We start from the raw sequence: 20,558 nt of genomic DNA, 5'->3' as shown, positions 1-20,558 counted from the left end.
CCAGATAGGATTGTTATTTTTCAATTGGATAAATGGTGCCGGTATTCATGATGCCATTCGGGTCGTACACCTCTTTCAGCGCCTTGAGGATGTAGTAGGCACTGCCGTGTTCATCCTTGGTCCAGTGCACACGGTGTTTACCGATGCCGTGGTGATGCACCATCGAACCGCCCTGTTTGATGGTCTCCTCCACGATGATTTTATTCAGTGGATTGTGATACTTGTCGATCTCTTCTTCCGGCTTGCAGTCCACCACGTTGTAGTCGTACACAAAGTACATGTTGGTGCCGTTGATGTAGCTGTGTGACGAGTGGCCGCCCAGCATAGTGATATCACCGGCATGTGGGAACTCATCACGGATGCGGCGGATCACATTCTCGTAAATCGCATTGATACAGCCCCAGTCGCCGGAAACCTCGGTGGTGAAGCCCATATTGTTGGTCTTCATGATCTGTACACGTTCTGCCGCCACTTTTTCCGGGCCCCAGTTCAGATTGTTGAACCAGGATTCAATCAGCTTGCTGTCGACCTTTTTACATTCCGGATAGCGTTTAACGATCTCATCAATCCCCGCGCCGGTCGCCTGCGCAATCCCTTTGGCCCCTTCGGCCATAAAGATCAGCACACATTTGCCTTCGGCAAAGTGGGTAAAATGCTGGGTCCCGTCTTCTGCGTCATACAAGCGGGCAATGGAAGGGCGATAGCCTTCGACCATCACTTCCCGCAGGATATCGAAACCGGTTGGCATGTTATCGAGGATGTAACCGTAGAACAGGTTGTTTTCCGGCATGTATTTGAAGATTTTCACCGTCACTTCGGTGATAAAACACAACGCCCCTTCGTTACCGATAATCACATGGCGGATATCCGGGCCAGCGGCCCGGCGTGGCACGTTTTTAATCCGGGTGATGTTGCCGTTCGGAAATACCGCTTCCAGCCCAACCACCATGTCTTCGATCGCGCCGTACAGCGTAGAGAACTGGCCGATACTGCGTGTTGCCACCAGGCCACCCATCTGGGCCAACGGTTTGGACTGCGGAGAGTGGCCGGTCGTATAACCCTGGGCACGCAATTGATTTTCCAACACTTCCAGCGGTACGCCGCACTGTGCCGTGGCCTGCATATTGCGGATATCAATGTTGATGACCTTATTCATTCCCGAGCCATCCAGCACCACGGAATTCTTCACTACCGTTTCCAACCCGCCCTCGGTGGCCGAAGCCCCGGTGCGCGGTACGCCAGTAATGCCGTGCTTATTCATAAACGCCAACACATCGGACACTTGCTGAGTGTCGGCCAATTTAACCACGGCGGCAGGCAGTGGCTGGGTAAACACGCCATGAATATCAGCATATTTTCGGAAACGGTCTACGCTGTTTTTCTGCAGCACTTTTTCGTCGGTAATCACCCGCTCTGGGCCAACAAGTTCTTTTAACTGAACAACAATTTCTTCACGGGACAGAGACATAAATAACCCTTCCTAAATTAAGAATAGATAAAATCGGCTTAAGTAAAATTAAAAGGAACCACCCATTAATTTAGCGAACCAAATAACCACCATCGACAACCAATAAATGGCCATTAACATAATCAGAGGCTCGACTGGCTAAAAATACCATCGCTCCCATCAGATCCTGCGTTTCACCCCAACGATTAGCCGGAATATGGTCAAGAACACGCTTATTCGTTTCTGGATTTTTACGCGTTTCGACCGTAATATCTGTCGCATAATAGCCCGGTGCAATGCCATTCACCTGTATATTGTATTGCCCTAATTCATCGCAATAGGCCTTGGTAAAACCTGCCAGCGCATGCTTAGTGGCCGAATAAGCCGGTGACCATTGGCCGCCCAGATAAGAGAACAGGGAACAGATATTAATTATTTTCCCCTGCTTTTTCGGGATCATGATTTTTGCCGCTTCATAGCTCAATTCAAAGGCAGCAGTCAGGTTGATATCGATCATCGGATCCCAGTCTGCGCGGCCAAAATCCAGTACCTTATTCAGCTTACAAATACCGGCGTTGTTCACCAGGATGTCCACCGAGCCGCAGGTCTCCAGACACTGGGCAATCACTCTGGCAGGCGCTCCTTTCTCAGTAATGTCCACCTGCATAAACTCAACTTTCACCCCTTGCTGCTCAATCATTTCGCGGGTTTCGCCCTTATCCATGATAAAGCTTGGAATGAACAGGTTGGCACCGGCTTTGGCCAACGCCATGGCAAATGCCTGCCCCAGACCGCTGTTGCCACCGGTGACGATCGCGGTTTTGCCTTTTAGCGAGAAGAAATCTAACGAGAACTCATTTAACGCGTTTATTGACATGATTTTGCCCCTTGGTCTGGAAAAAACGCAAAAAAAAAGAGAAAAGCAACCTCCCTGCACTTGGCAGAGAAGTTACTTTTCTCTTCATCTCTAGTAACTGGCAAAAAAAGTAACACATAGGGTCAAGGTTATTCCGTGACGCCTATCACAGTTTCATTTTTTCCAGGTCAGATTGATATTAAAGTTTATTTATTTCGCAGTATCTCGGTGAATTACTACGCAATCAGATCCCACCTAATGTCCCCTACTTCGGTTTTGTGATAACTCTCACAGATGAATTATAGGTTGCCGTGCTATTTATTATCGCAGTTACTGAAAGAGACGAAGAGAAAAGTAACTTCCTGCACTGCGGGAAGCTTGCTTTTCTCTTTTTTTGTTTAACGCGATGTACCCAATAACGGTTAAAAGACGGAGAGCACACCAAACATTAACCATTAATGGGTGTATTTATGCGGAACTTCACCATGGAAAAAAATAATTCCCACCGTTGGTTAACGCTGGCAATAATAAGTATCAGCGGCGGAGTAAGTTTCGATCTCGCCTATCTGCGTTATATTTACCAAATCCCAATGGCCAAGTTTATGGGGTTCTCCAATACCGAGATCGGCTTGATTATGAGCACCTTCGGTATCACCGCAATTATTCTGTATGCCCCTAGTGGGATCATTGCTGATAAGTTCTCCCATAGAAAGATGATGACCTTCGCGATGATCGCCACCGGCCTGCTGGGGTTGCTGATGGCGGTCTATCCGCCGTTCTGGGTGATGATCCTGATCCAGGTCGCCTTCGCGATCACCACCATCCTGCTGTTGTGGTCGGTCTCGATCAAGGCGGCCTCGCTGCTCGGTAACCATGAAGAGCAGGGCAAAATCATGGGTTGGATGGAGGGGTTACGCGGCGTGGGTGTGATGGCCCTGGCCGTATTCACCATGTGGATCTTCTCGCTGTTTGCTCCGGAAAACCCCAACAGCCTGAAGGCAGTGATCCTGATCTACAGCGGCGTATATATCCTGTTGGGCATGCTCTGCTGGTTCTTTGTCACAGATGGCTTTGTCACCAGTGACGAGAGTGAAAAACCGCATAAATTCAGCCTGGGGGATATTCTCTCGGTGCTCAAAATCAGCACCACCTGGTATTGCAGCATGATCATCTTTGGTGTCTATACCATCTACGCCATCCTCAGCTACTCCACCAACTACTTGACCGAAATGTACGGTATGACCCTGGTCGCCGCCAGCTATATGGGGATTGCGATCAACAAAATCTTCCGGGCCATGTGCGGGCCACTCGGTGGGATCATCACCACCTACACCCGGCTGAAATCGCCAACGCGAGCTATTCAGTTACTGGCGTTAGTCAGCCTGGCCACCCTGGCCGTCTTGCTGATCACCAACCAGAACCCGACCTCGGTCGCCGTGGGGATTGGCCTGATCCTGTTGCTGGCCTTCACCTGCTACGCCTCACGCGGGCTGTACTTTGCCTGTATCGGCGAAGCCAGAACGCCAAAATACATTATGGGCACCACCGTGGGGATCTGCTCGGTGATCGGCTTCCTGCCCGACGTGTTTGTTTACCCGGTTATCGGCCACTGGCAGGACACGCTGCCCGCCGCCGAGGCTTATCACAATATGTGGCTGATGGGGTTAGGGGCAACCTGCCTGGTCGTGGTGTTCACCTTCCTGCTGTTTAACAATATCAAGCGCGCCGGTGCCAAAAGCACAACAACACAGCCGGTCACCGAATAATTATCTCAAGGAGTTGCGACATGAAGAGCAAGTACCTGATGGGTGTGGACGTGGGCACCCAGAGCGCCAAAGTGGTGATTTTTGATCTGGACGGCAACGCAATTTGCGAAGGGAAACAGCAGTTACGCAAGATGGATATCCCTGCCCCGCTGCTGGCAGAACACCCGGACGACGATCTGTGGGATTCGCTTAAGGTGGCTTTCCGCCGCGCCATGCAGCGTTTTGGCGAACGTGGTGGCAAGCCGCAGGACATTCTGGCGATGGGCATTTGCATCGTCCGCTGCTGCCGGGTGCTGTTGAAGGATAACGGTGAGCTGGCCTATCCGGTGATTAACTGGATGGACAAACGCCTGAACAAGCCTTACGAATATATCAACGCCTATCAGGGCGTGCGTTATGTAACGACAACTTCGGGTTACATCACCCATCGCCTGACCGGTGAGTTCAAAGACACCTGCGCCAACTACATCGGTTGGTGGCCGATGGACAATGACCGCCTCGATTGGAGCACCGATCCCGCCGTCTGGCAAAGCTGTAACCTGACGCGCGACATGGTGCTGGACGTGGTGAAACCCGGTGAAATCCTCGGCCACATCACTCAGCATGTGGCGCAACAGCTCGGCATCCCCGCAGGTATTCCGGTGGTGGCTACCGCACATGACAAAGCGGTTGAAGCGCTGGGAGCCGGTTCGCTAGATGAAGGCGTTGCGCTGATTTCCCTCGGCACCTATATCGGGGCCATGGTACACGGCCATGCCAACGTGAAGGACGCGCAAAACTTCTGGCCGTTCCAGGCCTCGATCCCTGGACGTTACCTGTATGAGTGCATGGGCGTGCGCCGTGGCATGTGGACCATCAGTTGGTTCCGCGATCAGTTTGGCGCAGCCGCACTGTCGGATGCCCATGACGCCGGGACCAGCATTGAGGAGTTACTGAATCAGGAAGCAGAGCGCGTTCCTGCAGGTTGTGAAGGCCTGATCACCGTCCACGATTGGGCACCACCGTCTGAAGCGGAATTCCGTAAAGGGGCCATGATTGGCTTCGATGGCCGCCATACCCGTGCCCATATGTACCGTTCGGTGCTGGAGGGCATTGCCTTCACCATGAAAAACCATATGGACAAGATGGCGCTGGAGCTGCAAACCCCGTTCAAGCACCTGATTATTTCCGGCGGCGGGGCCAACAGCGATCTGTTTATGCAGATCTTTGCCGACGTGTTTGGCATCCCCACCAGCCGTAACGTGATGAAAGGCTCCGCAGCGGTGGGCTGTGCCATCAACGCCGGAATGGCGGTGAACGTCTTTAGCGATTACGAACAGGCCGCGCAGAAGCTGGTACGAATGGGGGACAGTTTTGCACCGAATATGGCTAACCATCGGTTCTACAATCAGTTGAATCAGCAGGTGTATCAACAGGTAAACAAACATCTGGATCCGCTGCTACAGGCACTCAGTCCTTTAGTCGACTAAAAGGCAGGGGCACCGGCATTCGGTGCCCTTACTCTTACAATTTCAACTTCCATACGTCGTGATTGGTGGTGGCAACGGCGATGGCCCCGGCATTCAGTGCGGTTTGCGCATCATCCTCATCACACACCAAGCCACCGGCAATGATCGGCAAGTCGATCTTTTCTGCCACCCAACCGAGCACCTTAGGCATGCAACCCGGCAGGATTTCGATGCAGTCAGGCGTCGATTGCGCCACCTGTTTGTCGATATTGTGGAAGGAAATCGAGTCCATGATAAACAGCCGGTGAATGGTGTAGAAACCTTGCTGACGCGCCGCCTTCACCATCGAGGCTTTGGTGCTGATAATGCCATCCGCCGCCGTGACGATTTTCAGGAAATTAATCACGATCTCCTTGTTGGAGCTGCCTTCCAGCAAATCAACATGCACAAAAGCATATTTGCCCGCGTCCTTCACCTGCTGCACGATGCGGCCAATATTGCAGATATTGCCGTACAGTACCGAGATGATCTGGCAGTCCGATTTGACCGCGATCTGCAGGCTTTCATTATCTTTGACCGCTGCGATCACCGGATGCAGCTTTAACAGTTCTTCGATAGACACGTTGTTCCCCTGTCTCTTTCAGCCTGCTGGCTGCAAATTAGTCCGCATCGTATCCCAGATTCGGGGCCAGCCAGCGCTCTACGTCACTGATCTTCATCCCCTTACGCTGCGCATAGTCTTCAACCTGATCGCGCTGGATCTGTGCCACGGCAAAGTACTTGCTCTGCGGATGGCTGAAATACCAGCCGGATACCGCTGCCCCAGGCCACATGGCGAAGGACTCGGTCAGTTCCATGCCGGTATGGCGATTAACGTCCAGCAACTGCCAGATCTCCGCTTTTTCGGTATGCTCTGGGCAAGCAGGATAGCCGGGAGCCGGGCGAATACCTTGATAATTCTCACGGATCAGCTCTTCGTTACTCAGATTTTCATCGGCGGCAAAGCCCCAATGCCGCTTACGTACCTGCTCGTGCAGATACTCGGCAAAGGCCTCTGCCAAACGATCGGATAACGCTTTGACCATGATCTTGTTGTAATCGTCATGCTTGGCATCATAGGCCGCCGCCAAAGCATCTTCTTCCAGCCCACCAGTAACCGCGAATGCGCCAAAATAGTCGGCTTTGCCGCTGTTTTTCGGGGCCACAAAATCGGCCAGACAATAGTTCGGAAAATCGGTCTTTTCCGTTTGCTGACGCAGGTGGCGGCTAACCACCAACACCTCTTCACGGCTTTCATCCCGGTAGACCTCCACATCATCCCCAACGCGGTTGGCCGGGAACAGACCGTAGACACCACGCGGGTTGAGGCTACCGTTAGCGGCCAACATATCCAGCATTTCGTTGGCATCCTGGAACAGGCGCTTGGCCTCTTCCCCTACCACTTCATCTTCCAGAATGCGCGGGTACTTGCCCGCCAGTGACCAGGTCATAAAGAACGGCGTCCAGTCGATATAGTGGCGCAGCGTGTTAATGCTGGCCTCAACCGGGAACACCCCCAGCTTGTTCGGCACCGGTGGTTGGTAGTTTTCCCAATCCAGCACCATGGCGTTATCCCGCGCCTGTTGCAGGCTGACCGGCGGCGTACGCGGCTTTTTACGCCCGTGCTGGATACGCACGGTTTCGTACTCTTTGCGGGTGCGGGCGACAAACTCGTCCCGCTGGGTGTCTGACAGCAGCGCCGCAACCACGCCAACGGTACGCGAGGCGTTCTGCACGTAGGTAGTCGAGCCGCTGTAGTTCTGCTCAATCTTCACCGCGGTATGGGCCTTGGAGGTGGTCGCCCCGCCGATCAGCAGTGGCAGAGTAAAACCTTGGCGCTCCATCTCTTTCGCCACGTTGACCATTTCATCTAGCGACGGGGTGATCAGGCCAGACAGACCGATAATATCCACGTTCTGTTCGCGGGCGGTTTTCAGGATCTTGTCCGTTGGTACCATCACGCCCAGATCGATAATTTCGTAGTTGTTACATTGCAGCACCACGCCGACGATGTTTTTGCCGATGTCGTGCACGTCGCCCTTCACCGTCGCCAGCAGAATTTTCCCGGCGGTGGTGCCTTTCTGTTTGCTGGCCTCAATGTAAGGTTCGAGATAGGCCACCGCCTGCTTCATCACGCGGGCCGATTTCACCACCTGCGGCAGGAACATTTTGCCCTCGCCGAACAGATCGCCCACCACGTTCATGCCTGCCATCAGCGGCCCTTCGATCACCTCGATCGGGCGATCCGCCTGCTGACGCGCTTCTTCGGTGTCTAACTCAATAAATTCGGTAATGCCTTTAACCAGCGAATACTCCAGGCGCTTCACTACCGGCCAGCCGCGCCATTCAGCCTGCTGAACCGCCACTTCATTGTCTTTGCTGCCCCGGTATTTCTCCGCCAGTTCCAGCAGACGCTCGGTGCCGTCCTGACGGCGGTTGAGCACCACATCCTCAACGGCTTCACGCAGTTCGGTGCTGAGATCGTCATAGATCGCCAACTGCCCGGCGTTGACGATCCCCATATCCATGCCGTTGCGAATAGCGTGATACAGGAACACCGCGTGGATCGCCTCACGCACCGGATCGTTGCCACGGAACGAGAAGGAGACGTTGGACACGCCGCCGGAGATCATCGCGTGCGGCAGGTGGGTTTTGATGTCGGCGCAGGCTTCGATAAAGTCGACGGCATAGTTGTTATGCTCTTCGATACCGGTTGCGACGGCAAAAATGTTCGGGTCAAAGATGATGTCTTCCGGCGGAAAACCCACACGTTCGGTCAGGATCTGGTAAGCACGGCGGCAAATCTCAAATTTGCGTTGGCGGGTATCCGCCTGGCCGACCTCATCGAAGGCCATCACCACCACGGCGGCACCGTAGCGGCGTACCAGCTTGGCATGGTGGATAAAGGCTTCTTCGCCCTCTTTCATCGAGATCGAGTTGACGATGCCTTTACCCTGAATGCATTTCAGGCCCTTTTCGATCACGCTCCATTTAGAGGAGTCGATCATGATCGGGACGCGGGCGATATCCGGCTCACCGGCGATCAGGCTGAGGAAGCGCACCATCGCCGCTTCGGCGTCGAGCATCCCTTCATCCATGTTGATGTCGATGATTTGGGCACCGCTCTCCACCTGCTGGCGAGCCACGGCCAGCGCCTCGTTATACTTTTCTTCTTTAATCAACCGTTTGAATCGGGCCGAGCCGGTAACGTTAGTACGCTCACCTACGTTGACGAACAGCGATTTGGCATCAATATTCAGCGGTTCCAGGCCGGACAGGCGGCAAGCCACCGGTAACGCTGGCAACTGCCGTGGCGGTACGCCGTCAACCGCTTTAGCCATCGCGGCAATATGCGCCGGAGTCGTGCCACAGCAGCCACCGATGATATTGAGGAAACCGGCATGCGCCCATTCGCCCACCTGTTTGGCCATCTCTTCGGCATCGAGATCGTATTCACCAAAGGCATTGGGCAAACCGGCATTCGGGTGGGCAGTGACATAGCTTTCAGAGATACGAGACAACTCCGCCACGTATTGGCGTAATTCATCCGGGCCGAGCGCACAGTTCAGGCCAAAGGTCAGCGGTTTGACATGACGTAGCGAGTTGTAGAACGCTTCCGTAGTCTGGCCGGAAAGGGTGCGGCCAGAGGCGTCGGTGATAGTGCCAGAAATCATGATCGGTAAGGTCACACCCAGCGCTTCAAACTCGGTTTCGACCGCAAAGGCCGCCGCTTTGGCATTCAGGGTATCGAAGATGGTTTCGATCATGATCAGATCGACGCCCCCTTCCACCAGCGCACGGGTTGATTCGCGGTAAGCCTCTACCAACTGATCAAAAGAGACATTACGGAAAGCTGGATCGTTAACGTCGGGGGAGATAGAGGCGGTACGGTTGGTTGGGCCCAGTACACCAGCAACGTAGCGCGGTTTTTCCGGGGTGCGCGCCGTCCATTCATCAGCACAAGCACGAGCCAGCAAAGCGGCCTGGTAGTTAATTTCCGCGGACAGCGACTCCATATGGTAGTCGGCCATCGCGATAGTGGTCGAGTTGAAGGTGTTGGTTTCGAGGATGTCGGCCCCCGCCTCCAAGTAACCGTTGTGGATCGCAGTGATCACCTCCGGCTTGCTCAACACCAGCAGGTCGTTATTGCCTTTCAGATCGCTTTGCCAATCGGCAAAACGCTCACCGCGGTAGTCTGCCTCCTCCAGCCGATAGCTCTGGATCATGGTGCCCATACCGCCGTCCAACACTAAAATACGCTGCGATAGCTGCTGACGCAGTTGTTCCACTCGATTTATCACTGTAGCCCCTTCACACCCGATTATCCGCCCGACGACTTATTACCCCACATCCCAATGTTGTAGCGGCGCGGCACGCTGCGCCCGTCATGCATCCTGCAACTTGAAAGATGGAGGGTCTGACATCCTAGCACAGGTTATGGCGGCAAAGGTGCGAGCGGGTATTGAGAGTTTTTCAGGTTCGCCGAGCAACAGATCCGATGAGCGGAGAAGCAACTTGCAATTCATACTCAAAAAACGAAAATGAATTCCATCATACGGAAAGCATAAGGTGAATCATGGCCACTCCCGTTCCCGCCAAACGCGGTAAAAAACCCCGCGCCGCCGCGCCCGCCACCAGCACGGCGACCGGCCAGGTCCAGTCACTGACCCGTGGTCTGAAACTATTGGAATATATTGCCGAAGCGCAGGGCAATGTGGCACTGACCGATCTGGCCCAACAGGCCGGGTTGCCCAACTCCACCACCCATCGCCTGCTGACAACCATGCAGCAGCAGGGTTTTGTTCGTCAGGTGGGCGATCTTGGCCTGTGGACCATGGGGGCACATGCGTTTGTGGTGGGCAGCAGCTTCCTGCAAAGCCGTAACCTGCTGGCCATGGTGCATCCTACGCTGCGCCGCCTGATGGAAGAGTCGGGTGAAACGGTCAATCTGGCGGTGATGGACAAAGCCGAGGATCAGGCGGTGATTATCGATCAGGTGCAATGCACCGCGTTGATGCGCATGTCGGCCCCAATTGGCGGCAAGCTGCCGATGCATGCTTCTGGTGCGGGCAAAGCCTTTCTGGCCAGCATGCAAGACGATGAGGTAACCCGGCTGCTGCATAAAAAAGGCATGCACACCTATACCCCGCATACGCTAACGCCACATAACCTGAAAGAAGGGTTAGCGGTGATCCGCAAACAGGGATTTTCGTTCGACGATGAAGAGCATGCCCTTGGCTTACGCTGCCTGGCCGCCTGCATCTTTGATGAGCACCGCGAAGCCTTTGCCGCCATCTCCATCTCCGGCCCGGTATCGCGCATTACCGACGATCGCGTAACTGAGCTGGGTGCGCTGGTGATCCATGCGGCAAAAGAGATCAGCCTTGAGTACGGCGGCGTACGGTGATTAGACGGGCGCAGCATTCGGCGCCCGACGTCATGAGCAAATCCCCGCTGTTATTTTTCTGTATCGCGCTGTAGAGACTTTGTTTCGCATCCTGCGAAAAGTATGAATTCGATCACAATTAGCGATCTTGCCACCGAAAGCCGATTGCAACCTTTGGCGCTTCCCTCGACAATGTTACCGATAACATGTTACCGGTAACAATTAACCGTCAAATAATACAGCTTCAACAGACTATGGCTCGCAGGTGGGGGAACCAAACCATGACCAATAATCAGAATCGTGTTTACGTCATTATGGGCGTTTCCGGCAGCGGTAAGTCCGCCGTCGCCAGTGCCGTGGCCCAACGGCTATCCGCCAACTTCCTGGACGGTGACTTTCTCCATCCTCGCTGCAATATCCAGAAAATGGCCTCAGGCGAACCGCTCAATGATGACGATCGCGCACCCTGGTTGGCTGCCCTGAACGACGCCGCTTTCGCCATGCAGCGTACCAATGCAGTCTCCATCATCGTCTGCTCTGCGCTGAAAAAACATTATCGCGATCGGCTGCGAGCCGGTAACGACAATCTGTCATTCATCTATTTGCACGGCGACTTCCCAGTGATCGAAGCTCGGCTGGCTGCCCGCAAGGGGCATTTCTTCAAGCCCCAAATGCTGGTCACTCAGTTCGCCACTCTGGAGCAGCCGGGCCAAGATGAAAGTGACGTCCAGGCGATCGATATCGATCAGCCGCTGGATGCGGTGATTGCCGACACAGTGCGACATATCCAGAGTTTTCTGCCGCAAGAAGCCTGTGCATAACGAGATGTTCTGAACAACATAACTAGCCCTCGCCGCGCGCATTAGGGCTGCATTGTGAGGATGGTATGATTAACAGCACCCTGGCACGTGTAACACAACGCATCATTGAACGTTCAAAAGAGAGCCGAGCTTCCTATCTGGCACGTATTAGCTCAGCCCGTACGCAGACGGTACACCGCTCACAGCTAGCCTGTGGCAACCTGGCTCACGGCTTTGCCGCCTGCCAGCCCGACGATAAAGCCGCCCTGAAAAACATGGTGCGCAGCGATATCGCCATCATCACCGCTTACAACGATATGCTCTCTGCCCACCAGCCTTATGAAAGCTATCCACAGAGGTTAAAACAGGCGCTGCACAGCGTTGGCGCCGTTGGCCAGGTCGCAGGTGGTGTGCCAGCAATGTGCGATGGCGTGACACAGGGGCAGGACGGTATGGAGCTGTCGTTGATGAGCCGCGATGTAATTGCCATGTCCGCAGCCATCGGTCTGTCCCATAACATGTTCGACGGCGCATTGTTCTTGGGTATCTGCGACAAGATTGTGCCAGGGTTGGTGATGTCTGCCCTGTCCTTCGGCCATTTGCCTGCCGTATTTGTGCCTGCCGGGCCGATGAGCAGCGGCCTGCCGAATAAAGAGAAAGTACGTGTGCGCCAGCTGTATGCCGAAGGCAAAGCCGATCGCCATGCGCTGCTGGAAGCCGAAGCTGCCTCTTACCATGGGATTGGCACCTGCACCTTCTACGGCACCGCCAACACCAACCAGATGGTGATGGAAGTGATGGGCCTACATCTGCCCGGCGCCTCTTTCGTTCATCCAGACACGCCGCTGCGCGATGCGCTCAATGATGCTGCCGCTCGCCAAATCACCCGCCTGACAGAAACCGCCGGTAATTACCTGCCGATAGGCCAATTGGTGGATGAAAAAGTGGTGGTTAACGGCATCGTATCGCTACTGGCCACCGGGGGATCGACCAACCTGACGATGCATATGGTGGCCATGGCTCGCGCAGCAGGCATCATCATCAACTGGGATGACTTCTCTGAGCTTTCCGATTCGGTGCCACTGCTGTGCCGCATCTACCCCAATGGCCCGGCGGATATCAATCAGTTCCAGGCGGCAGGCGGTGTGCAATTGGTCGTGCGTGAGCTGCTGAACAATGGCCTGTTGCATCAGGATGTGCATACCGTCGCCGGTTTCGGCCTGGAACGTTACACCCAGGAACCTTGGCTGGACAATGGCCAGCTAGCCTGGCGCGACGGGGCAGTAAGTTCGCTGGACGCTAACGTGATTGCCAGCATAGCCAAACCGTTCGAGCACCATGGCGGCACCAAGGTGCTGGCCGGTAATCTGGGCCGGGCGGTGATGAAGACGTCGGCGGTGCCTGCTGATAATCAGATTATCGAAGCCCCGGCGATCGTATTCGAAAGCCAGCACGATATCGTCCCTGCCTTCGAAGCAGGCAAACTGGATCGGGACTGCGTAGTGGTCGTACGTTTCCAGGGGCCGCAGGCCAATGGCATGCCTGAACTACATAAGCTGATGCCACCGCTCGGGGTATTGATGGATCGCGGCTTCAAGGTAGCGCTGGTAACCGATGGCCGCCTGTCCGGCGCTTCCGGCAAGGTTCCTTCCGCGATCCATGTCACCCCGGAGGCGTACACCGGCGGCATGCTGGCCAAAGTACAAAGCGGCGATATTATCCGGGTGAATGGCCGCACCGGCGAGCTGCAACTGCTGGTCTCGGAAGAAGAGCTGGCCCAGCGCACTCCCTATCACCCCGATCTGAGCGCTGAAAGGATCGGCTGTGGCCGTGAACTGTTTGGTGCGTTACGCACCCAGCTTTCCGGGGCCGAACAAGGTGCCTGCTGTATCACGTTTTAATCCTGGCCATGGCCCAGCTTGCTGGGCCTGCTGCTATCAGCCAGCCTGCGCGTACCCCGAAGGCAGACGCTGGCTGAAACGCCGCTTTTTACGGTAGGCAAACACATCCTCGACATGCCCCTCCTTGATGCGCTGCTGCAATCCTCGCCAGTAGTCCGCTTCGAACAGATCGCTGTGCATCTCTTCAAAGACCTTGCGGATACGCCGGTCGCCACACAGGAAATGGCGGAATTCTTCGGGGAAAACGTCGTTGGGTGAAATGCTATACCAGGGTTCACTGGCCAGTTCATCTTCCGGGTAGCGCGGCGGCGGAATATGACGGAAGTTCACTTCGGTCATGTAGCAAATCTCGTCGTAGTCGTAAAACACTACGCGCCCATGACGCGTCACGCCGAAGTTTTTGAACAGCATATCGCCAGGGAAGATATTGGCTGCAGCCAGCTGTTTGATCGCATTACCATATTCTTCGATGGCGTCATGCATTTGCCGTTCGTCTGCCTGTTCGAGATACAGGTTCAGCGGTGTCATCCGACGCTCCATATACAAGTGCTTGATGACCACACGATCGCCGAGATCTTCCAGCTTTTCCGGCACCTCGCGCTGCAACTCCGCCAGCAGTTGCGGGCTGATGCGCGCCTTATCCACTACAAAATTCTCATATTCCTGGGTATCGGCCATCCGCCCGACGCGATCGTGCTCTTTTACCAGTTGATAGCAGGCCATCACCTGCGCCTGCGTAACCTCTTTCTGCGGCGCAAATTCGTCTTTGATCACCTTGAATACCCGATCGAAGGACGGCAGCGTAAACACCAGCATCACCATACCTTTCACGCCCGGCGCAATAATGAATTGCTCCTGCGACTGGGCCATAAAATTCAGGTATTCGCGGTAGCATTCGGTTTTACCATGCTTCTGGCAGCCGATCGCCATATACAGTTCGGCGGTGGTTTTACCCGGCAGGATCTCCCGCAACCATTCGACCATCGCCGCTGGTAATGGGGCATACACCATGAAGTAGGAACGGGCGAAGCCAAACACGATGCTGGCTTCGGCCTTGCTGGTCAGGCAGGTATCAATGAACAACGCGCCGGACTCGCTGTGGTGGATCGGCAACAGAAACGGGTAAACCCCGTCGGCCACGCGCAGCTTACCGACCAACCAGGCCGCCTTGTTACGGTAGAACAGCTCATTACCAATTTGGAACGTCGCTCCAGCTAGCTGTTGGGAGCTGAAGGTTTGCAGTAAGGCTTGGGTGATATAGCGAATATCGCGTGGCAGATCTTCCCATGGCAGACGCAGCGGCAAGTCGATCAACAGGCTGTGAAGCATGGCGGCCAAATCACCGTTGGGGGTAAAATCACGGGCTAATGGCCTGGGGATATCACGAAAGCGCCGTTCGGGCTGCGAACTGAAAACGAACAGCTTGTCCGGGGTTAAATCCCGATGTTTGAACAGCCGACAGTAAACCGAGTTGAAGAAGCTTTCGGCAATTTCAAAACGCGGGTAGTCGGGCAACAGCTCGGTATAAACCGCCTTCACCCTATTGGGGAAGTCCGCATCGTAATATTTCTGCCCGGTGATACATTTCAGTTGCTCGACCACCAGACCGACGTGGTGATCGTAAAGGTGGATACGTCGTTTCATCGCCTGTTGTACGGCGGGCCAGTCTGCCTGCTCAAAACGCTGCTGCGCTCCGGCCGTGACTTCAAGAAAGCGGCCATATTGCGCATCAAAGCCCTGCAGGATCGTCTGTGCAATCAACAGCTCCAGTTTTTCCGCCATCTTTGCCTCTGCCATTCAGGAATGAAACAAGAGCCTGACACCGCGCCAGGCCCTTGGGGATCAGAACTGCTGTTCTTCGGTGGAACCGGTTAGTGCCGTTACCGAGGAAGCGCCCCCCTGAATAATGGTGGTGACTTTATCGAAGTAGCCGGTCCCCACTTCCTGCTGATGCGAAGCAAAAGTGTAACCACGCTCGACCGCGGCAAACTCTGGTTGCTGCACTTTTTCGACATAGTGCTTCATGCCTTCACCACGTGCGTAAGCGTGTGCCAGATCGAACATGTTGAACCACATGCTGTGGATACCGGCCAGCGTGATGAACTGGTATTTATAGCCCATGGCGGACAACGCGTCCTGGAAGCGGGCGATAGTCTGATCGTCCAGGTTCTTTTTCCAGTTGAACGACGGTGAGCAGTTATAGGCCAACAGTTTGCCCGGGAACTTGGCATGGATCGCATCGGCAAAGCGTTGCGCAGCTTCCAAGTCCGGCGTTGAGGTTTCGCACCACACCAGATCGGCATAAGGCGCATAGGCCAGCCCACGGCTGATCGCCTGCTCAATACCGGCATGGGTACGGTAGAAACCTTCGGCGGTGCGTTCACCAGACACGAAGGCGCTGTCATACGGATCGCAATCGGAGGTCAGCAGGTCTGCCGCGTCCGCATCGGTACGGGCAATCAGCAAGGTTGGGACACCGAGAACGTCAGCAGCCAAGCGCGCCGCAACCAGCTTCTGGATAGCTTCCTGGGTCGGTACCAAGACCTTGCCGCCCATATGGCCACACTTCTTCACCGCCGCCAGTTGATCTTCGAAATGCACCCCGGCGGCACCGGCTTCGATCATCGCCTTCATCAGTTCAAAGGCGTTTAGTACGCCGCCAAATCCGGCTTCGGCATCCGCTACGATCGGCAGGAAGTAATCGGTATAGCCTTTGCTGCCCGGTTCAATCTGGTTTGCCCACTGGATCTGATCCGCCCGACGGAAAGTATTGTTGATACGCTCAACCACCGTCGGGACAGAGTCGACCGGGTACAGTGATTGATCGGGATACATGGCGGCAGCGGTGTTGGCATCAGCCGCTACCTGCCAACCGGACAGGTAGATCGCTTCGACGCCCGCTTTCGCCTGTTGCAGCGCCTGGCCACCGGTCAGCGCCCCAAGGCTGTTCACGTACCCTTTGCGGGATTTGCCGTGCAGCAACTCCCAGAGTTTCGCCGCTCCGTTTTGCGCCAGCGTGCAAACCGGATTGACCGAGCCACGCAGGTTGATCACGTCTTCGGCGCTGTAAGGGCGGGTGATGCCTTCCCAGCGTGCTGATTTCCATTCCTGTTCCAGCTGTTGGATCTGTTGGGTACGAGAGGTCGTCATATTTTTATCCTTTTCAATACTGTAGGGTTAAAGGTCAGGAACGGTTTCAGGCCAGTAATTCGTAGCCGGGTAAGGTCAGGAAATCGATTAATTCGTCTTGCGTGGTAATACGCTCCATCAGCTGTGCCGCCTCTTCGAAACGGCCTGCGTGATAACGCGCTTCACCCAGTTCTTTACGTACGACCTGCATCTCTTCCTGCAGCATCTGGCGGAACAGGGCTTTGGTTACCTGTTGGCCATTGCTGAGACTTTTCTCGTGATGGATCCACTGCCAGATTGAGGTACGTGAAATCTCGGCGGTGGCGGCATCTTCCATCAGGCCATAAATCGGTACGCAGCCATTGCCGGAGATCCAGGCTTCAATGTATTGCACCGCCACGCGGATATTGGCGCGCATACCGGTTTCGGTACGCTCACCGTCACACGGTTCCAGCAGTTGCGCCGCCGTGATAGGAGCATCGCTCTCACGCAATACATCTAGCTGGTTCTGCCGCTCACCCAGGATGCGGTTAAACACTTCCATCACCGTATCGGCCAGACCTGGATGTGCCACCCAAGTCCCGTCATGGCCATTGGTCGCTTCCAGTTCTTTATCCGCGCGTACCTTGCCCAACACCACCGCGTTTTGCTCGGCGTCTTTGCTGGGGATAAACGCCGCCATTCCGCCCATAGCAAAAGCACCGCGGCGGTGACAGGTCTTGATCAGCAAGCGAGAATAAACACTGAGGAAAGGCTGGGTCATGGTGACGGACTGACGGTCCGGCAGCACCCGATCGCCATGGTTCTTCAGCGTTTTGATATAGCTGAAGATATAGTCCCAACGGCCACAGTTCAGCCCGACGATATGATCGCGCAGGTGATACAGGATCTCGTCCATCTGGAATACCGCAGGCAGGGTTTCAATCAACACCGTGGCTTTGATAGTGCCGCGCGGTAACTCGAAGCGATCCTCGGTAAAACTAAAGACTTCGCTCCACCAGGCAGCCTCCTGCCAGGACTGGGTTTTCGGCAGGTAGAAATACGGACCACTGCCTTTTGCCAGCAGTTGGCGATAGTTATGGAAGAAATAGAGTGCAAAATCGAACAACCCGCCAGGAATCGCTTCCCCCTGCCACTGCACGTGTTTTTCCGGCAAATGCAGGCCGCGCACGCGGGCAATCAACACCGCTGGGTTGGGTTTGAGCTGGTAAATCTTGCCGGCTTCGTTGGTGTAAGAAATGGTGCCGTTTACCGCATCGTGCAGGTTGATCTGCCCGTCGATAACCTTGTCCCAACTTGGGGCCAGCGAGTCTTCAAAGTCGGCCATAAACACTTTGACGTTGGCATTGAGGGCGTTGATCACCATTTTGCGTTCAACCGGACCGGTAATCTCAACCCGACGGTCGCGCAAGTCAGCGGGAACGCCGCGGATCTGCCAGTCGCCCTGCCGAATGGAATCCGTTTCCGAAATAAAGCCAGGCAGCTCGCCACGATCGATTTTCTCTTGCCAGCTGGCGCGTGCCGCCAACAGTTTATTGCGTTGTGGCGTAAATTTCCCCACCAGTTCAGCCAGGAACTCGACCGCGTCATCCGTCAGTATCTGCCGCTCTGCAGAGCCGAAAGCCTGTGTAAACGCTAATTCTGTGCCTACCATCTGTTGCGTCATTGTCTTGATCCTTTCCATCATTCCACGCCGCCATTACAGGCCAGGCGAAGCATTGTTGTCGGAAATCGGGTGAAAAAAAGACCGCCAACTGGTCAGATGTCATCCCGCAGGATCCTAGAATAACTAACAAAAACTAAAAATCAAAAACGATTTCCATTTTTTTAATAAATATTTTATTAACCTTTTATTATCAATTGATTAGATTATTTATCATTTATGGCAAACTAGGAAACCGGTTCCATTGCGAACGAGAAATACCAGTAATGCATTGTTTTTAAATGAGTTATCGATGCTGAAACGTTGCAGATTTGGCAGGGAAAACGGTGGGATAAACCAGGGTGGCCTCGATTCAGCCACCCGTTACAGAGAAAAATGTTACTCGAGGGTAGGATTCATATGACGCAGATCGAACGGCGTGATCTGGTAAACGTAGTAGTTCAACCAGTTGGAAAACAGCAGGTGACCATGGCTTCGCCATGAAGCTGCGGGGGTCAATTCGGGGTTATCATCGGGGAAATAATTTAGCGGTACGGTCGGATTGAGGCCTGCATCGTTATCGCGACAATACTCGCCCGCCAACGTCAGGGTGTCATATTCCGGATGCCCGGTGACAAATGCCATGCGTTTATCCTTGGTGGCGAACAGATAGGCACCTGCCAGCTCTGATTCTGCCAGGATATCCAGATCGGTGTACTGCCGCAGGATCTCGGTTGGGAAATCGGCATAGCGGGAGTGAGGAGCCAGGAAGGTTTCATCAAAACCCCGGGTCAGCAAGGCATGCTGGTGCAGCGTACGATGCTGGTACACCCCAGAGAGCTTCACCTCTCGTGTCTTCTTTGGAATGCCGTACAGGATGTTTAACGCGGCCTGCACTGCCCAACAGACAAACAGGGTTGAAGTCACATGATCCTTGGCCCACTCGATCACTCGCTCGATCTGCGGCCAATAGGCGACATCACAGAAGTCCACCAGGCCCAGCGGAGCGCCGGTGACGATCAGCCCGTCAAAGTTCTCATTCTGGATATCTTCAAAGTTACAGTAGAAATTATTCAGGTGCTCCGTAGGCGTGTTCTTCGACTCACGGCTATCGATGCGCAGTAGCTGAATATCGATCTGCAATGGCGAGTTGGAAAGTAAACGCAGGAACTGATTCTCCGTTTCGATCTTTTTCGGCATCAGGTTGAGAATAAGCACCTTTAACGGCCTGATTTCCTGTGTTTTTGCGCGTGAGGATGTCATGACAAACACGTTCTCATTACGCAATAAATTGACCGCAGGTAACTCATCAGGAACACGAATCGGCATTGCTTACCCCTCACATATCCGTTTATACGTTTAGACTTCTAGATGCCCGAAGATAGCGCTTTTTTAGCGTCATGTCGAGGATTCAACGGGAAGGTGAAAATGTTTCATCGCCAGGCAGGGAGGGCTGTTCGTAAATAGTAAGCAGGGAGTCTTTTGTCTGTTTAGTTGGCAGTCGTCCCCTCACCCTAGCCCTCTCCCCCAGGAGAGAGAACCGATCGAGTCCGCTGACATTCCTGCGCAATATCCCATCTTTCTTCTTACTCCCAGCATCCTGAAGCGGCACGAGCTCACCCACAACGCCGGGCTGCTCACACTGGTGTTCCTGATGTTCTCGGTTGGTGCTGTGGGAGAAGGTTGGGGTAAGGGGGTATCTTCTGTTTTTGACCCATAGCAAAAAGGCCATCCTTGCGGATGGCCTCTTGGCTTAATTGATGCTTGGCAGTGTCCTACTCTCGCATGGGGAGACCCCACACTACCATCGGCGCTACGGCGTTTCACTTCTGAGTTCGGCATGGGGTCAGGTGGGACCACCGCGCTATTGCCGCCAAGCAAATTCTTTTGATTCTTTTCTTTCTGCCGAACTTCTAAACCACTTAAATAAAGTGGTGCTGATACCCAGAGTCGAACTGGGGACCTCACCCTTACCAAGGGTGCGCTCTACCAACTGAGCCATATCAGCACACTAATTTGATGCCTGGCAGTGTCCTACTCTCGCATGGGGAGACCCCACACTACCATCGGCGCTACGGCGTTTCACTTCTGAGTTCGGCATGGGGTCAGGTGGGACCACCGCGCTATTGCCGCCAGGCAAATTC

Annotated in this window: 13 protein-coding genes, 1 tRNA gene and 2 rRNA genes; 5 read left to right on the top strand and 11 right to left on the bottom strand. The window is 54.4% G+C overall.

The window, feature by feature from the left end; genetic code table 11:
- Positions 1-13 precede the first annotated feature (13 nt).
- Positions 14-1,468: an FAD-binding oxidoreductase gene (locus tag A6U95_RS13260; RefSeq protein WP_065684831.1), complete on the bottom strand. Its 1,455-nt coding sequence runs from the start codon at positions 1,466-1,468 to the stop codon at positions 14-16.
- 70 nt (positions 1,469-1,538) lie between these two features.
- The gene (locus A6U95_RS13255; RefSeq protein WP_065684830.1) at positions 1,539-2,324 is read right to left on the bottom strand and encodes an SDR family oxidoreductase; all 786 of its coding nucleotides are present in this window, start codon (positions 2,322-2,324) and stop codon (positions 1,539-1,541) included.
- Positions 2,325-2,788: 464 nt separating this feature from the next.
- Between A6U95_RS13255 and A6U95_RS13250 the strand changes: the two genes are divergently transcribed.
- Positions 2,789-4,069 carry an MFS transporter gene (locus A6U95_RS13250; RefSeq protein ID WP_065684864.1) on the top strand — a complete coding sequence of 427 codons (1,281 nt, stop codon included), beginning with the start codon at positions 2,789-2,791 and terminating at the stop codon, positions 4,067-4,069.
- A 20-nt stretch (positions 4,070-4,089) separates the two neighbouring features.
- A complete protein-coding gene (locus A6U95_RS13245) occupies positions 4,090-5,538 on the top strand; it encodes an FGGY family carbohydrate kinase (RefSeq protein WP_065684829.1) in 1,449 nt (482 codons plus the stop codon).
- A 34-nt stretch (positions 5,539-5,572) separates the two neighbouring features.
- Here A6U95_RS13245 and A6U95_RS13240 read toward each other — a convergent pair whose 3' ends face one another.
- Together A6U95_RS13240 and metH are read right to left on the bottom strand one after the other, a co-directional pair.
- The gene (locus A6U95_RS13240; RefSeq protein WP_065684828.1) at positions 5,573-6,139 is read right to left on the bottom strand and encodes a glycerol-3-phosphate responsive antiterminator; all 567 of its coding nucleotides are present in this window, start codon (positions 6,137-6,139) and stop codon (positions 5,573-5,575) included.
- A 37-nt stretch (positions 6,140-6,176) separates the two neighbouring features.
- On the bottom strand, positions 6,177-9,857 hold the full coding sequence (gene metH, locus A6U95_RS13235; protein WP_065684827.1) for a methionine synthase: 3,681 nt from the start codon (positions 9,855-9,857) through the stop codon (positions 6,177-6,179).
- A 275-nt stretch (positions 9,858-10,132) separates the two neighbouring features.
- Between metH and iclR the strand changes: the two genes are divergently transcribed.
- From iclR to edd, 3 genes are all read left to right on the top strand, one after another.
- On the top strand, positions 10,133-10,963 hold the full coding sequence (gene iclR / locus A6U95_RS13230; protein WP_024484007.1) for a glyoxylate bypass operon transcriptional repressor IclR: 831 nt from the start codon (positions 10,133-10,135) through the stop codon (positions 10,961-10,963).
- Between the two features lie 260 nt (positions 10,964-11,223).
- Positions 11,224-11,763 carry a gluconokinase gene (gntK, locus tag A6U95_RS13225; RefSeq protein ID WP_065684826.1) on the top strand — a complete coding sequence of 180 codons (540 nt, stop codon included), beginning with the start codon at positions 11,224-11,226 and terminating at the stop codon, positions 11,761-11,763.
- 65 nt (positions 11,764-11,828) lie between these two features.
- On the top strand, positions 11,829-13,643 hold the full coding sequence (gene edd / locus A6U95_RS13220) for a phosphogluconate dehydratase (protein ID WP_065684825.1): 1,815 nt from the start codon (positions 11,829-11,831) through the stop codon (positions 13,641-13,643).
- 36 nt (positions 13,644-13,679) lie between these two features.
- Here edd and aceK read toward each other — a convergent pair whose 3' ends face one another.
- The 7 genes from aceK to rrf (A6U95_RS13180) all read right to left on the bottom strand — a co-directional run bounded on the left by aceK (position 13,680) and on the right by rrf (A6U95_RS13180) (position 20,551).
- Positions 13,680-15,425 (bottom strand): bifunctional isocitrate dehydrogenase kinase/phosphatase, encoded by a 1,746-nt coding sequence (aceK, locus tag A6U95_RS13215; RefSeq protein ID WP_065684824.1) that lies wholly within the window; start codon positions 15,423-15,425, stop codon positions 13,680-13,682.
- A gap of 60 nt (positions 15,426-15,485) precedes the next feature.
- Positions 15,486-16,793, bottom strand: a complete 1,308-nt coding sequence (aceA, locus tag A6U95_RS13210) for an isocitrate lyase (RefSeq protein WP_021180852.1) — start codon at positions 16,791-16,793, stop codon at positions 15,486-15,488.
- 46 nt (positions 16,794-16,839) lie between these two features.
- Positions 16,840-18,438, bottom strand: coding sequence for a malate synthase A (aceB, locus tag A6U95_RS13205; RefSeq protein ID WP_065684823.1), 1,599 nt, complete (start codon positions 18,436-18,438; stop codon positions 16,840-16,842).
- A 375-nt stretch (positions 18,439-18,813) separates the two neighbouring features.
- Complete coding sequence (gene metA, locus A6U95_RS13200) at positions 18,814-19,743, bottom strand: homoserine O-succinyltransferase (protein ID WP_065684822.1); 930 nt, start codon at positions 19,741-19,743, stop codon at positions 18,814-18,816.
- A gap of 433 nt (positions 19,744-20,176) precedes the next feature.
- Positions 20,177-20,292: ribosomal RNA gene (gene rrf / locus A6U95_RS13190) — 5S ribosomal RNA — on the bottom strand.
- Between the two features lie 54 nt (positions 20,293-20,346).
- Positions 20,347-20,422, bottom strand: a tRNA-Thr gene (locus tag A6U95_RS13185).
- A gap of 13 nt (positions 20,423-20,435) precedes the next feature.
- Positions 20,436-20,551, bottom strand: a 5S ribosomal RNA gene (gene rrf, locus A6U95_RS13180).
- Between the last annotated feature and the right edge of the window lie 7 nt (positions 20,552-20,558).

Source organism: Serratia sp. 14-2641 (assembly GCF_001692375.1).
GTDB lineage: Bacteria > Pseudomonadota > Gammaproteobacteria > Enterobacterales > Enterobacteriaceae > Chania > Chania fonticola_C.
This window is presented reverse-complemented; position numbering and strand designations above follow the sequence as displayed.

Coding starts and splice junctions, on each gene's coding strand:
- A6U95_RS13260 (WP_065684831.1), bottom strand. CDS start 1,468: ATGTCTCTGTCCCGTGAAGAAATTGTTGTTCAGTTAAAAGAACTTGTT.
- aceA (WP_021180852.1), bottom strand. CDS start 16,793: ATGACGACCTCTCGTACCCAACAGATCCAACAGCTGGAACAGGAATGG.
- edd (WP_065684825.1), top strand. CDS start 11,829: ATGATTAACAGCACCCTGGCACGTGTAACACAACGCATCATTGAACGT.
- aceK (WP_065684824.1), bottom strand. CDS start 15,425: ATGGCGGAAAAACTGGAGCTGTTGATTGCACAGACGATCCTGCAGGGC.
- iclR (WP_024484007.1), top strand. CDS start 10,133: ATGGCCACTCCCGTTCCCGCCAAACGCGGTAAAAAACCCCGCGCCGCC.
- metA (WP_065684822.1), bottom strand. CDS start 19,743: ATGCCGATTCGTGTTCCTGATGAGTTACCTGCGGTCAATTTATTGCGT.
- A6U95_RS13245 (WP_065684829.1), top strand. CDS start 4,090: ATGAAGAGCAAGTACCTGATGGGTGTGGACGTGGGCACCCAGAGCGCC.
- gntK (WP_065684826.1), top strand. CDS start 11,224: ATGACCAATAATCAGAATCGTGTTTACGTCATTATGGGCGTTTCCGGC.
- aceB (WP_065684823.1), bottom strand. CDS start 18,438: ATGACGCAACAGATGGTAGGCACAGAATTAGCGTTTACACAGGCTTTC.
- A6U95_RS13255 (WP_065684830.1), bottom strand. CDS start 2,324: ATGTCAATAAACGCGTTAAATGAGTTCTCGTTAGATTTCTTCTCGCTA.
- A6U95_RS13250 (WP_065684864.1), top strand. CDS start 2,789: ATGGAAAAAAATAATTCCCACCGTTGGTTAACGCTGGCAATAATAAGT.